General features: G+C 65.1%; 12 protein-coding genes. All 12 read left to right on the top strand.

Annotated elements, in window-relative coordinates:
* Nucleotides 1–11 precede the first annotated feature (11 nt).
* The 12 genes from U741_RS18185 to U741_RS0103510 all read left to right on the top strand — a co-directional run bounded on the left by U741_RS18185 (nt 12) and on the right by U741_RS0103510 (nt 13,946).
* Complete coding sequence (locus tag U741_RS18185) at nt 12–1,124, top strand: Rv3169 family protein (RefSeq protein ID WP_052378460.1); 1,113 nt, start codon at nt 12–14, stop codon at nt 1,122–1,124.
* Nucleotides 1,125–1,126: 2 nt separating this feature from the next.
* Nucleotides 1,127–1,903, top strand: a complete 777-nt coding sequence (locus U741_RS0103560) for an SDR family NAD(P)-dependent oxidoreductase (RefSeq protein WP_029889119.1) — start codon at nt 1,127–1,129, stop codon at nt 1,901–1,903.
* A 38-nt stretch (nt 1,904–1,941) separates the two neighbouring features.
* Nucleotides 1,942–3,072, top strand: coding sequence for an alkane 1-monooxygenase (locus tag U741_RS0103555; RefSeq protein ID WP_043110180.1), 1,131 nt, complete (start codon nt 1,942–1,944; stop codon nt 3,070–3,072).
* Between the two features lie 69 nt (nt 3,073–3,141).
* Nucleotides 3,142–4,686 carry a class I adenylate-forming enzyme family protein gene (locus U741_RS0103550; protein WP_029889117.1) on the top strand — a complete coding sequence of 515 codons (1,545 nt, stop codon included), beginning with the start codon at nt 3,142–3,144 and terminating at the stop codon, nt 4,684–4,686.
* A 36-nt stretch (nt 4,687–4,722) separates the two neighbouring features.
* The gene (locus U741_RS0103545; RefSeq protein WP_052378459.1) at nt 4,723–6,921 is read left to right on the top strand and encodes a molybdopterin-containing oxidoreductase family protein; all 2,199 of its coding nucleotides are present in this window, start codon (nt 4,723–4,725) and stop codon (nt 6,919–6,921) included.
* Nucleotides 6,918–7,196, top strand: coding sequence for a 4Fe-4S dicluster domain-containing protein (locus tag U741_RS0103540; RefSeq protein WP_029889115.1), 279 nt, complete (start codon nt 6,918–6,920; stop codon nt 7,194–7,196). Before U741_RS0103545 ends, U741_RS0103540 begins: the two co-directional genes overlap by 4 nt.
* A complete protein-coding gene (locus U741_RS0103535) occupies nt 7,189–8,580 on the top strand; it encodes an FAD-dependent oxidoreductase (RefSeq protein WP_052378458.1) in 1,392 nt (463 codons plus the stop codon). Before U741_RS0103540 ends, U741_RS0103535 begins: the two co-directional genes overlap by 8 nt.
* A 183-nt stretch (nt 8,581–8,763) precedes the next feature.
* Nucleotides 8,764–9,555 carry an enoyl-CoA hydratase-related protein gene (locus U741_RS0103530; RefSeq protein ID WP_029889113.1) on the top strand — a complete coding sequence of 264 codons (792 nt, stop codon included), beginning with the start codon at nt 8,764–8,766 and terminating at the stop codon, nt 9,553–9,555.
* Between the two features lie 58 nt (nt 9,556–9,613).
* Nucleotides 9,614–10,399 (top strand): enoyl-CoA hydratase/isomerase family protein, encoded by a 786-nt coding sequence (locus U741_RS0103525; RefSeq protein WP_029889112.1) that lies wholly within the window; start codon nt 9,614–9,616, stop codon nt 10,397–10,399.
* A gap of 13 nt (nt 10,400–10,412) precedes the next feature.
* The gene (locus tag U741_RS17610; RefSeq protein ID WP_052378457.1) at nt 10,413–11,702 is read left to right on the top strand and encodes an enoyl-CoA hydratase-related protein; all 1,290 of its coding nucleotides are present in this window, start codon (nt 10,413–10,415) and stop codon (nt 11,700–11,702) included.
* An 8-nt stretch (nt 11,703–11,710) separates the two neighbouring features.
* Nucleotides 11,711–12,973, top strand: coding sequence for an acetyl-CoA hydrolase/transferase family protein (locus tag U741_RS0103515; protein WP_029889110.1), 1,263 nt, complete (start codon nt 11,711–11,713; stop codon nt 12,971–12,973).
* A 43-nt stretch (nt 12,974–13,016) separates the two neighbouring features.
* The gene (locus U741_RS0103510) at nt 13,017–13,946 is read left to right on the top strand and encodes an SDR family NAD(P)-dependent oxidoreductase (protein WP_029889109.1); all 930 of its coding nucleotides are present in this window, start codon (nt 13,017–13,019) and stop codon (nt 13,944–13,946) included.
* Nucleotides 13,947–13,974 lie beyond the last annotated feature (28 nt).

Raw genomic sequence — 13,974 nt, 5'->3', positions numbered from 1 at the left:
AGGGACACTTCATGCTCACTGCACAAGACGATTTAATTGGCCACCAGCTCCCGACCACCTACGACCACGTGGGCACCAGTGATCCAGCGTGGATGGAGCGGCTTTGGTACACCGGCCACCCGAAAAATGGCGAGATTATTTTCGACATCGGGCTGGGCTATCACCCCAATCGCAACGTGATGGATGCCTTTGCCGGCGTGACGGTCGGCAACATCCAGACCAACTTCCGCGTCTCGCGGCGGCTGCGGCCCAATCCACTCGACACCGAAGTCGGCCCGCTGAAAATCGAGGTGCTGGAAGGCCTGAAACGTCATCGCCTCACCCTGGCACCCAACGATTCCGGCCTGAGTTTCGACATCGAATTTCTCGGCACCATGAACGCGCACGAGGAAGAACCGCACTTCCGCCGCCGTCAGGGCCGGGTGACCGAAAACATGATGCGCGGCCAGCAACTCGGGGTGTACCAAGGCTGGCTGGAAGTGGATGGCGAACGCTTCGAGATCACCCCGGACGACTGGCTGGGGCAGCGCGACCATTCCTGGGGCGTGCGCGCCGAGATGCGCAGCGACGAGTCGCATCCGCCGGTCACCTTTTACCCGCCGTTTCTGTACGCGTGGACCACGGTGCAGTTCGCCGATCATGGCCTGCACGTGTTCTTCAAGGAGCGCGCGCCGGGCGACTTCATTTATCTGTCGGGCGAGGCTGTTGGCCCACTGGGACAGCGCCCCGACCCCAAGCTGCGCATGACCGGCGTCAGCCACGACATCACCTGGGCCGACGACCCGCACGGCCAGCGCGTGGAATCCGCCACGTTTGACGTGACCCTGGCCGACGGCTGCACGCGCCAGATGCACCTGCGCACTTTGCCGGCGCGCTACTACCTGAAGGGCGGCCTCTACGGCGGCCTCAACGGCTGGTTCCACGGTGACGACAAGGGCAAGTTGCACACCGAACACGACCGCTGGGACCTGAGCGACCCGGCCATCCGCACGCTGGTACGCACCATCTGCGACCACGTCATTGAAGTGCGCATCGACGACGAGGTGGGCTACGGCATCATGGAATACGGCGTCGGCAAGGGCTATGCCCGCTACCCGCAAGTTCAGCAGCATCCGGCGATCTGACCATGAGCGCCAAACCCCTCAACGAATGCGGCGTGGTGGTGCTCGGCGGCACGGCCGGCGTGGGTCTGGAAACAGCCATGCAGTTTGCCGAGCGGGGCGCGCGCGTGTTGCTGTTGGGTCGCAACGATGACCGTGGCGCCGCCGCCTGCGCGCGTGTCCGCGAACGCGTGGCTGGGGCTGACGTGGGCTTCGTCAAGGTCGACGCCACGCACGCGGCCGAGGCAACGCGCGCAGAGGCCGAGTGCCGCAAACGCCTCGGTGCCATCGACGTGCTGGTCTGCACCACCGGCCCCAGCGCGCCGCCGCGGCTGATGCACAACATCGCCATCGACGACGTTGCGCAGCGCATTCAGGAAATCATGCTACCGCCGTTGCACATGGTGCACGCCACCCTACCCGCCATGCGCGCGCAGCGCAGCGGCGCCATCGTGGTGGTGGCCTCGGATGCCGGCAAGATTCCAACACCCGGCGAGACCATGGTGGGCGCGGCCATGGGTGCGATCTTGATTTACTGCAAAACCGCAGCGCTGGAGTGCAAGCGCGAGCACGTGCGGATCAATCTGCTCACGCCTTCACTGATTGCCGGAACACCCGGCGCCGAACTGATTTTCAATGAAGCGTTCAGCGCAAAAATGTTTGAAAAAGCCTCCGCCATGGCGCATTTGGGCGTCTCCGATGCAGCCGATCAGGCGGCAATGATTTTGTACCTGGCCAGCCCGGCCACCAAACGTATGACCGGGCAGGCGATCAGCATCAACGGCGGTATTTCCGTCGCCTGATATTTCTCAGGCGACAGGTTTGCGGTGAGGAGGATGAGATGAACGACTATCTAAAATACTGGACCGGCGTGGCCGTGCTGGCCGTGGCGTATGCCGGGGTCTTGGCCGGTGGCAACTGGGTGTGGGCGGGCTTCTTGATGTTCCCGTTTCTCGCGATTGCCGATTCGTTGATGCCGCGTGATTACGCGCCACGCACCATGCGCAACGAAGCCCTCGCGGACATTCCCCTGTACATCTGCTGCATCGGGCCCTTGCTGCTGTATCTGGTGTTTGCCTGGCAGTACGCCAACGGCGCATTCGTCAACGGTTTCCAGATCACCGGCGGCGTGCTCAGCCTGGCGTGGACGTCCATCGTGCCGCTGGCCCCGGCGGCGCACGAGCTTTATCACAAGCGCAGTCCGCTGGGCCGCACGGTGGGGCGTTACGCGCAGATGTGCCAGTTCGACTCGATGCGCGATATCGCCCACGTGGTGGGTCATCACATCGACGTGGCCACCCCCAAGGACGGCGACACTGCGCCGCGCGGTATGTCGCTGTATCACTTCGTCCTCAAGGCGGTGTGGGAGCAGACCGTTTGGGACGTGGCCACCGAGTCCAAGGCGATGCGCTCCAAGGGCCTGAGCGCCTGGCACTGGCGACATCGCGGCTACCGCGCCATCGGCGTGCAGGTGCTGTTCCAGGGCATCGTGTTTCTGATCGGCGGCTGGCAGGCGGCGGCGCTGACCACCGGCGCCATGCTGATCACCCGGCTGTGGGCCGAAGCCTTCAACTACTTCCAGCACTACGGGCTGATTCGCGTCGAAGGCGCGCCCATCGGGCGGCGGCATTTGTGGAATCACCTGACGTGGCTGTCGCGCGTGTTGAGCTTTGACATCACCAACCACGCCGATCACCACCTCAATTCCTACAAGCGCTATTACGAGCTGGTGCCGCACAAGGAAGCGATTCCCATGCCGAGTCTGTTCGTGTGCTTTTTTGCCTCGCTGATTCCGCCGCTGTGGGAACGGGCGATTGCCATGCCGGCGCTGAAGCACTGGGACTTTGAGTTCGCCAACGCCGAAGAACGTGCACTGGCCTCGGCCGCCAATCGTGCTGCGGGCTGGCCGGACTGGCTCAACGAGCCCGACGCGCAGGCCAGAATCGGGCGTGCCGCAACCGTGGGTTGCTGATCCGTTCCACTTATTTACAAAGAAGGAGACCGGCCCACCGGTCCCGTCCATTTTTGAGGAGAGGCTGTCATGTGGCACTACGCCGAGATCAAGACCATTGGGGACATTCCCCGCCACTGGGCGCAGACCAGGCCCGAGCATGCCGCGCTGGTTGACGCCAACGGCCCGATCAGTTGGCAGGCGCTGGAGTCGCGCAGCAACCGCGTGGCCCAGGTGCTGCTGGCCATGGGCATACAGCCCGGCCAGCGCGTCGCCTTTCTGGGTGGCAACAGCGTGCAGTACTTCGACCTGCTGTTTGGCGTGAACAAGGTCGGCGCGGCGCTGCTGCCGCTGAACTGGCGGCTGGCTGTGCCAGAGCTTGCGGCCATTGTCGAAGACGCCCAGCCGGCAATGCTGGTTGCCGATCAGGCCTATGCCGAAACGGCTGCCAAACTTAAGGCCGAACGGGGTTTCGAGACGCTGATCTTCAACTCGGCCCAGCCGGGCACGTCCGAACTCGACACGCGCATGCAGGCCGCCCCGAACCGTCATCCCGAGATTGACGTCAACCCCTGGTGGACCTCGGTGCTGATGTACACCTCGGGCACCACCGGCAAGCCGAAAGGCGTGCAGATGTCGCACCAGGGCTATCTGCTGCTGCGGCTTTGCGAGCATCTCGAAACCTCGTTCCGCTATCAGGACGACGACGTGATGCTCACCGTCATGCCGCTGTTCCACGCCATGGGCACCGGCCTGTCGCTGCAGGCGCTGTACAACGGCGTGACCGTGGCGGTGTACGCCATGCCCGACCCCGGCGCGCTGCTGAAGCTCATTGCCCGCGACAAACCCAGCATCCTGCCGCTGGTGCCCACGGTGATCCAGATGATGCTGGATCACCCCGATGCCGCCACCGCCGATTTTTCGCCGGTGCGGGTGGTGGTGTACGCCGGGTCGCCGATTGGCGCGCACCTGCTCAAGCGTGCCATCACCGAACTCAAGTGCGACTTCATCCAGTTTTACGGCGCCACCGAAACCGGTGCGGGCGTGACCTTCTTGCGTCCGGCCGATCACGATGTGAACAACGAGCAGCGCCTCAAATCCTGCGGCAGCCCGCTGCCGCTGATCGAGATCAAGGTCGCGGACGAGCACGGCCATGAAGTGCCCGACGGCACGGTCGGGGAGTTTCTGATTCGCTCGCCCTCACTCACCACCGGCTACTTCAATCAGCCCGAAACCACCGCCGCCGCCTTCCGCGACGGCTGGTATCGCTCGGGTGACGGCGGCTATCGCGATGCTGACGGTTATCTGTACATCGTTGACCGCGTGAAAGACATGATCGTCAGCGGCGGCGAAAACGTGTACTCCACCGAAGTCGAACAGGCGGTGCAGAAGCTGGCGGGTGTGCAGCTGTGCGCCGCCATCGGCCTGCCCGACGACAAGTGGGGCGAACGCGTGGTGGTGGCCATCATGGCCGACCCCGCCGCCGGGCTCACCGCCGACAGGGTCGTGAGCCACTGCCGCGAACTGATCGCCGGATACAAGGTGCCCAAGCAGGTCGAGTTCATGGCGGCATTGCCGATGACCGCCAGCGGCAAGGTGATGAAGCAGGCGCTGCGCGAGCAGTTATCGGCGTAGCGTGAGCCCGGCAGTGCCCTCAGGAGTGACCGCATCATGAACACCAGCCCGTCGACCGAAGCCCCCACCACCAAGAAGATTTTCTGCGGGGTCTGTGAAGGCTCCTGCGGGCTGGAAGCCACCGTGCAGGGCGCCGACGTGCTGAGCCTGCGCGCCGATCCGGACCATCCCAACACGCGCGGGTTTGCCTGCGCCAAAGGCCTGGCGTTTTCGGCGGTTCGCGACGACCCCGACCGCATCCTGCATCCTCTGAAACGCCAGCCTGACGGCAGCTTCAAACAGGTCACCTGGGATGAGGCGCTGGACGAGATCGGCGAGCGCCTCAACGGCATCATCGCCCAGCACGGCGGCGAATCGATTGGCCTCTACCAGGGCAACTCGGTGGCCTGGAACTTCGGCGCCTTTCTCAACCTGTTTGGCATGGCCGGTGCCCTCAAGACCCAGCATCTGTACAGCGCGGCGTCGATCGACATCAATGGCTATTGGCTGGTCAGCCAACTGCTTTATGGCAGCAACTTTTTGAACCCGATTCCGGACATCGCCCGCACCGATTTCATGCTCTGCCTGGGCGCGAATCCGGCGGTGTCACACGGCAGCATGGCCAACATCGGGCGCTTCCGCGACACCATGGTGGCGGTCACCGAGCGCGGCGGCCGGGTGGTGGTGGTCGACCCGCGCCGCAGTGAAACCGCGAGCCTGTTCGAGCACGTGCCGATTCGCCCCAACGGTGATGTCTGGTTGCTGGCGGCGCTGCTGAAAGTGATTTTCGACGAAGGCCTGGCCGACCTGGACGCGCTGCGCGAACAAACCGCCGGTCATGAAATTCTGCCGCAGATGCTGGCAACGCTGACCCTGGACCAGGCGGCAGCGGCCTGCGGCATCCCGGTGCAACAGATCCAGCAACTGGCCCGCGATTTTGCGGCCGCGCCCTCGGCCTGCGCCTATGGGCGTTGCGGCATGTCGATTGGCCCGTTCGCCTCGCTGGGCAAGTATTTCCTCGATGCGCTGAACATCGCGACCGGCAATCTCGACCGCCCCGGTGGCTGGTGCTTCGCGCGGCCGTTCATCGACCTCGAATCACTGATGCACCAACTCAAGGCCACCGGTTACGACCGCTGGCGCACCCGCGTCGACAACTTCCCCGAAGTGGCGGGCACCTCGCCAGTGGTGAGCATTCCGCGTGAAATTCGCACGCCGGGCAAGGGTCAGTTGCGGGCGATGATGGTGATCGGCGCCAACCCGGCCAACAGCAGCCCGGCGGCCGACGAACTGCGCAGCGCCTTCGAGCAGCTTGACCTGCTGATTTCGCTGGACGTGTACATGACCGAAACCAGCCGCCTCGCGCATTTCATCCTGCCGCCGACGGTGTGGCTGGAGCGCGAGGGCTTCCCGATCTTCACGCAGTCACACAGCGGCGTGCCGCACGCGCAGTGGGTGGGGCCCACCGTGGCGCCGCGCGGGGAAGCCCGCGACGATGCCTGGATCATGGACGACATTGCCCGGCGTATCGGCATCGTGCCGGCCGACTTTCCCGGCGCCCAATTGCTGGGCAAGCTGGGGCTGCGGCCCAGCCCGGCGTTTCTGATGGACGTGGGCCTGCGCACCGGGCCCGAGGGCGACTGGTTCGGCTTACGGCCCAAGGGCCTGAGCCGCAAGAAACTGATGAACCACAACGGCGCCATCAAACTGGCCGACGGCCTGCCCACCGGCATTCTGAAGAAGCGCCTGTTCACCAAGGGCAAGAAGGTGCAGCTCGACCACGCCCTGATTCGCGCCGAGATGACGCGGATGCTGGCCTTCGATACCACGGTGAATGCCGACTATCCGCTGAGCCTGATCAGCCTGCGCGAACTGCGCACCCAGAACACCTGGCTGCACAACATTCCCAAGCTCATCGTGGGTGACCGCGTGCAGCGCCTGCGCATTCACCCCATCGATGCCGCGCGCTTCGGCATTGCCGACGGCGACCCGGTGGAAATCACCTCGGCCTACGGTCAGATCGTGGTGCCTGCGGCGCGCGTCAGTGACGAGATGATGCCCGGCAGCGTCGCCCTGCCACAGGGCTGGGGCCACCAGGGTGGCTGGCAACGCGCGGTCGCGATTGGCGGCGTGGGCTACAACCGCCTCACCACCAATCGCGCTGACTCCACCGACCTGCCCAGCGGCAACGCCACGGTCAATGGGGTTGCCGTGCGGGTGCGTGCGGTACCGGCTGACGCCGCGGTGGCCGCGTGACCTACGTCATCGCCGCGCCCTGCGTCGCCGACTACGCCTGCGTTGAGGTATGCCCGGTGGACTGCATTCACCCCATGCCCGATGAGGATGGCTTCACCCACGCCACGCAGCTCTACATCAACCCGCTGCAATGCGTGGACTGCGGCGCCTGCGAAGAGGCCTGCCCGGTCTCGGCCATTTTTTCGCAGGACCAGCTGCCGGCCAAATGGCGTCATTACACGCGCATCAATGCCGAGCATTTTCAATCGCGCGTGGTGGAGCCGGTTGATGGCTGAGCCCCGTCCCTTGCGCGTCGCCATCGTCGGCAGCGGACCGGCCGGCCTGTATGCCGCCGGGCACTTGCTGGAAAACCCGGCGGGGACGTTCATCAAGGGCCGACTCGTCAAACAGATCACGATGCCGGTCGAGGTGGACGTCATCGACCGCCTGCCCACACCCTGGGGACTGATTCGCGGCGGCGTCGCGCCCGACCATCCAGATAAGAAGAGGATGAGCCGGGTGTTTGATGCCATCGCCCACCGTCCGGGATTTCGCTTCATCGGCAACGTCAGCGTGGGCGCCTCGGTCAGCCCTGCCGATCTGTCGGCCTGGTACGACGCGGTGATTTACGCGGTCGGCGCCGAAGACGAACGGCGGCTGGCCATTCCCGGCGAAGACCTGCCCGGCAGCCATGCCGCGCGGCAGTTCGTCGGTTGGTACAACGGCCATCCCGATTTCAGCCACCTCACATTCGACCTCAGCAGCGAACGCGCAGTAATCATCGGCAACGGCAATGTCGCCATGGACATTGCGCGCATCCTGCTCAAACCGGTCGATGCGCTGCGCCAGACCGACATCGCCGCTCACGCGCTGGCCGCGCTGGCACAGAGCCGGGTTCGTGAGGTGGTGATTCTCGGCCGTCGCGGCCCTGAGGACGCCGCCTTCAACTTTCCCGAACTCGAAGAGCTGGGCGAGCTGCCCGACACGGCAATCGGGGTCGAAGGCGCCGAGGCCGAGCGTGTCGTGCTCGCATCCACCCCCGGTCACGGCCCGAAGATGGCGGCCCTGAAAGCCCTGTGCACGCAGCGCCGCAGCGGTCACCGAAAAATCATCCTGCGCTTCCACAGTGCGCCCGTCGAAGTGCTGGGCCATCACCAGGTCGGGGGCCTGCGCATCGCATCAACCGGCAACGCCGGTGCCGAAACCGAGGTGCTGCAAACGGGCCTGGTCCTGGCCGCCATCGGCTATCGCGGAAAGGCCCTGAACGGGCTGCCTTTCGATGCGCGGCGCGGCGTCATCCCCAACCGCGATGGCCGGGTGATCGACGAGGGGCAACCGGTCCCCGGCGCGTATGTCACCGGTTGGATTGGTCGCGGCCCGCAGGGGATCATCGGCAGCAACAAAAAGTGCGCTCGGGATTGTGTGCAGTCCCTGATCGCCGATGCCGACGCAGGCGTTTTGCCTGCCGGCGGCACACTCAGCGCTGACGCGGTGCTGTCGAAGCTGACCAAGCATGCGCCGTCGCTGACCCGCTACACCGATTGGCAGCACATTGACCGGCAGGAGCAGCACGACGGCGCGCAACTGTCGCGCCCGAGGCTCAAGCGCACCACGCTGGCCGAACTGTTGGCGTGCTTGCCGGCGCCACCCTTCAACGTGGCAGAGACTGCAGGGCAATAAAGTGCCACCCGCGGCTGCCTGCGCATCACCCAATGTAAAGACGCGCCTGCGCCGTGCGCGGGCCATCATCAGCATTGCCGTATGGTTGCATACTATAATTTCGCCCCGGAGACGCGCATCCCGATCAATTCACACGGGTTTTGCAGGCTTCTTTCCACACTGGCGACCCACAAAGAGAATTCCATGAGCGACTACAAAGACATCACCTACGAAGTTGGCGCGAACGCCGTCCGCATCACCATCAACCGCCCGGAAGTGTTCAATGCCTTCCGCAACCAGACGGTCGAAGAGCTGATCCTCGCCTTCCGCGCCGCCGACGAAGAAAAGTCGGTCAACACCGTCATCTTCGGTGGCGCTGGCGACAAGGCGTTCTGCACCGGCGGCGACCAGAAAGTGCATTACTCCGACGATGGCCTTTACGGCCCGCGCGGCATGGTGGGCTTTCCCATCGAAGAGCTGCAGACCGCCATCCGCGACTGCCGCAAGGTCGTCATCGCCCGCGTGCAGGGTTTTGCCATTGGCGGCGGCAACGTGTTTGCCACCATCTGCGACCTGACCATCGCCTCCGAGAAGGCGCAGTTCGGCCAGGTCGGCCCCAAGGTCGGCTCGGTGGACCCCGGCTTCGGCACCGCGTATCTGGCGCGCATGGTCGGCGAGAAGAAAGCCCGCGAAATCTGGTTTCTGTGCCGCCGCTACAAGGCGCAGGAAGCGCTGGAAATGGGCCTGGTCAACAAGGTCGTGCCGCACGATGACCTCGATGCCGAGTGCGAAGCCTGGGCGGCCGAGATCAACCAGCTCAGCCCCACCGCCATCGCCATCGCCAAGCGTTCGTTCAACGCTGACAGCGAAAACATTCGCGGCATCAGTTTCATGGGCGTGGCCGCGGTAAAGGGCTACTACCAGTCTGAAGAATCGAAAGAAGGCGTGAAGGCCTTCAACGAGAAGCGCAAGCCGGACTTCAAAAAGTTCGCGTGATGATTGATGCCCGCGCCCGCTTCGGGCGCGGGCTTTTTGACGCGACCACGGAGCAGCGATGAGCGACTACGACACCCTTGCCTTTGAACAATCGGATGCGGTGGCACGCATCACGCTGAACCGGCCCGGTGCGGCCAACGGCTTCAACGAACCGATGATGCGCGAGCTGGCCGACGTGGCCGCCCGTTGCGAAGCCGACCCCACGGTCAAGGCCGTCACGCTGACCGGCGCCGGCAAGTTCTTCTCGGCCGGTGGCGATCTGAAGGGCATGGCCGATGCTGGCGACGCCCGCGGCGTTTATGTCAGGCGCCTCGCCAATCATCTGCACCGCGCGGTCTCGACCTTCGCCCGCATGGACGCGCCGCTGATCGTGGCCGTCAACGGCATGGCCGCCGGCGGCGGTTTCAGTCTGGCCATTGCCGGTGACCTGGTGATTGCCGGCAAATCAGCCGCCTTCAACATGGCCTACACCCGCGCCGGGCTGAGCCCCGACGGCAGCGCCTCTCACCAGTTGCCGCGACTGGTTGGCCTGCGCCGCGCGCAGGAGTTGATGCTCACCAACCGCACGCTGTCGGCCGCCGAAGCGCTGGACTGGGGTCTGATCACCGCTGTGGTCGACGACGACCAACTGCACACCGAGGTCGAAGCCCTTGCCGCGCAGTTCGCGCGCGGCGCCAAAGGGGCCAACCGCAACATCAAGCAACTGCTGCTCGCCAGTCCCGGAAACGACCTGGAGACGCAGATGGAAATGGAAGCCCGGCTGGTGTCGGCCTGCGCCGATTCCATCGACGGTCGTGAAGGCATTGACGCCTTCATCAACAAGCGTTCCCCCAAATTCTCCTGAGCCTGACCCCACCATGACCGATCCCAACATCCAGACCGAACTCGACGCCGACGGCATTCTGCTGGCGCGCATCGACATGCCGAATCGCGCAATGAACGTGTTTTCGCGCGACATGATGGATTCGCTTGAGGCACTGATCACCCGCGCCCAGTCGGACGACCAAATCAAGGCCGTGGTGCTGACCTCGGCCAAGTCCGCGTTTCTGGCGGGCGCCGATCTGGCGATGATCCAAATGTTCACCGAGCGCGCCGCCAGCACCGGCAGCACCGAAGAACTGCATGACCTGTTTGGCCATCTGGGTCGACTGTTCCGGCGGCTGGAAACCAACCCCAAACCCTTCGTCGCCGCCATCAACGGGCTGGCACTGGGCGGCGGGCTGGAAGTTTGTCTGGCCTGCCGTGAGCGCGTGGTCGCCGACGACCCGTCCATTCAACTGGGCCTGCCCGAAATCAAGCTGGGCCTGTTGCCCGGCGCCGGTGGCACGCAGCGCCTGCCGCATTTGATCGGCACCGCCAAGGGTCTGGAGATGCTGCTCAACGGCAACCCCGTCGCCCCGGCGGAAGCGCTCAAGCTGGGCCTGGTTGATGAAGTCGTCCCCGCCGATCAACTCGTTGAAGCCGCGAAAAAGCGCGCCCGCAACATCAGCCGCGCGCAGGCACCCTGGGATGCCCCAGGCGCCACGTTTGACACCGCACCTTTTGACTTCAGCAACAACGAGTCCGCCCGCGCCGCCATCGCCAAAGCCGTGGGCATCAGCGATTACCAGTTGCGCCACTACCCGGCGTACATCGCCATCATCGACTGCGTGGTCGGCGGCTGGTCGCTGCCGATGACCGAGGCCGGCGAGCACGAGATGCGCATCTTCGTCGAGCTGATGCGTGACCCGGTTGCCGGCAACATGGTGCGTAGCCTGTTCCTGAATCGGCAGAAGGCCGCCAAGCTCGGGCTGCTCGGTGACAAGAGCCCATTGGCCGAGGGCGACGACGCCTTCTTGCCGAAACTGCGCGAGGCCAAGGCCGCTGCCAAGGCGGCCAATGGCAACGAAGACACCAAACTGCTGCTCGGCGCCGCGGCTGCGCTCGCCTGCTGGCAGTCGGGCAAAGCCGGCAAGGCCGAGCCAGTGGAATTGGCCGACGTGGCCGCCGTCAATGCCGGGCTGTATCCGTCTTACACCGGCGGCCCGTTCAGTTGGTTGCGGCAGACCGGCGCTGCGCACATTGCCACGCTCGCCGCCAAGGCCGATCCGGCATTGAAAGCTGCCCTGACACCGCTGTCGCAGGTTGACGCGTTTCTGCGCGCCTGAGCGTTGGCATGACTGCACCTACGCCGACCACCGCTGCCGCCACCGTCGCCTCGCTGCGGCCGGGCATGCGCGTGTTTGTGCCTGGCATGTCGGGCGAAAGCCTGGCCTTTGCGGCGGCGCTGAAGGCCAACCCCGAGGCCTGCGCCGGTGTGCAGTTTGTCGGCGTGCATTTCCCCGGCATCAACCACACCGACTACCTTGGGCTGCACCCGCAGGCCCGGCAGCGCGCCTATTTCATGGGGCCAAAACTGCGCCCCGGTCTGGCCGATGGTCGTGCCGAACTGCTGCCGCTGGACTACCCCGGCATCTTTCATGACCTGCGTCAGTTGCCGGCAATCGACCTGCTGGTCGCGCAGGTGACCCCGCCAGATGAAAACGGCCGTTGCAGTCTCGGCCCGAGCTGGGATTTTCACCCGGCGGTATGGGCCAAGGCCCGTCGCCGCGTGGCGCACGTCAACCCGAGTCTGCCGCGCACGCGGGGCAGTTTCGAGGTGCACATCAGCGATTTCGACGCGACCTTTGAACACGCGGAAACGCCCTTGCTGTTCGATGGCGGCACCCCCGACGAGGCCATGCTGCAACATGCCCGCCGCGTCGCCGAGCTGGTGCGCGACGGCGATACGCTGGAGTTTGGCGTCGGCAAGCTGCAAGCCGGCATTCTCGCGTCGCTGACCGGCCACCGTGACCTGAAAGTCTGGTCCGGCATGGTGTCGACCCCGGTGCTGAGCCTGCTCGACGCCGGCTGCTTGGCTGCGGGCGAGGGCCACGTGCAGGCCGGGGTCGCGCTCGGCGACGCCGCGTTTTATGACCGCGTTGGCCGCGATACCGCCTTCTACTTCCGTCCGGCCAGCGAAACGCACGACGTGCGCCGCATCGCGGCCATCGACAATTTCTGCGCCATCAATTCGGCGGTCGAGGTCGACCTGTTCGGCCAGGTCAATGCCGACTCAATTCGCGGCAAGCTGGTCGCCGGAGTCGGCGGCCTGCCGGCGTATGCCGCCGGCGCGCTGCTGTCGCCGGGCGGGCGCTCCATCATCGCCCTGCCGGCCGCGACCGACGACGGCAAGCACACGCGCGTGGTCGCCAAGCTCGGCGCCGGTTTCACCGCGCTGCCGCGCCACTCCGCCGATTTCATCGTCACCGAGCACGGCGTCGCGTCGCTGCGCGGTCTGTCGCTGCACGCCCGCGCCAATGCGCTGATTGACGTTGCCGCACCGGCCTTCCGTGACAGCCTTTCGCAGCAGTGGGACGAGATCGCCAAAGGCCTTTGAGCCCGCCGCGCCGCCCCTTCATTCGATCAACAAGGACTTCAATATGAGCGATTCAACCCCCAATGGCCTGCTGAACGGCAAGGTCGTCATCGTCACCGGCGCCGGTCGCGGCATCGGTCGTGGCATCGCGCTGGCCATGGCGGCCGAAGGCGCCAAAATTGTCGTCAACGACCTGGGCGTGAGCCTGACCGGCGACAGCAGCGGCGAAACGCCGGCCGAAAGCGTGGTCGCCGAAATCAAGGCCATGGGCGGCGACGCCGTGGCCGACACGCATTCCGTGGCCGACTTTGACGCCGCGCAGGCGATGGTCGAGACCGCCATCAGCACCTTTGGCCGCATCGACTCGGTGGTCAACAACGCTGGCAACCTGCGCGACGTGATCTTCCACCGCATGAGCGAGGAAGAGTTCGACGCGGTGATTGCCGTGCACCTCAAGGGCAGCTTCAACACCAGCCGCGCCGCCGCGCCGCACCTCAAGGCGCAGGGCTCGGGCAGCCTGATTCACATGACCAGCACCTCGGGGCTGATCGGCAACTTTGGCCAGGTGAATTACTGCGCCGCCAAGCTGGGCATCGTCGGCATGAGCAAGGCCATTGCCCTCGACATGCAGAAGTTCGGCGTGCGCTCCAACGCGGTGGCACCGTTTGCCTGGACGCGCATGGTCAGCTCGATTCCCGACGAAACGCCCGAGCAGAAAAAGCGCGTCGAAGGACTGAAAAAACTGATCCCGGAAAAGATCGCGCCCTTCGTCGCCGCGCTGGCCAGCGATGGCGCCAAACATGTGAGCGGGCAGATCTTCGGCGTGCGCAACAACGAGATCTACCTGTTCAGCCAGCCGCGCCCCATCCGCACCGCGCACACCGCCGAAGGCTGGACGCCGCAGTCCGTCGTTGACCGCGTGTTTCCGCAGTTTGAGAACGACTTCTACGCGCTGCAACGCTCGGGCGACGTGTTCACCTGGGACCCGGTGTAAACCGTCCCCGCGCCGCACCCAACGGCCC

This window comes from Polycyclovorans algicola TG408, from assembly GCF_000711245.1.
GTDB lineage: Bacteria > Pseudomonadota > Gammaproteobacteria > Nevskiales > Nevskiaceae > Polycyclovorans > Polycyclovorans algicola.
This window is presented reverse-complemented; position numbering and strand designations above follow the sequence as displayed.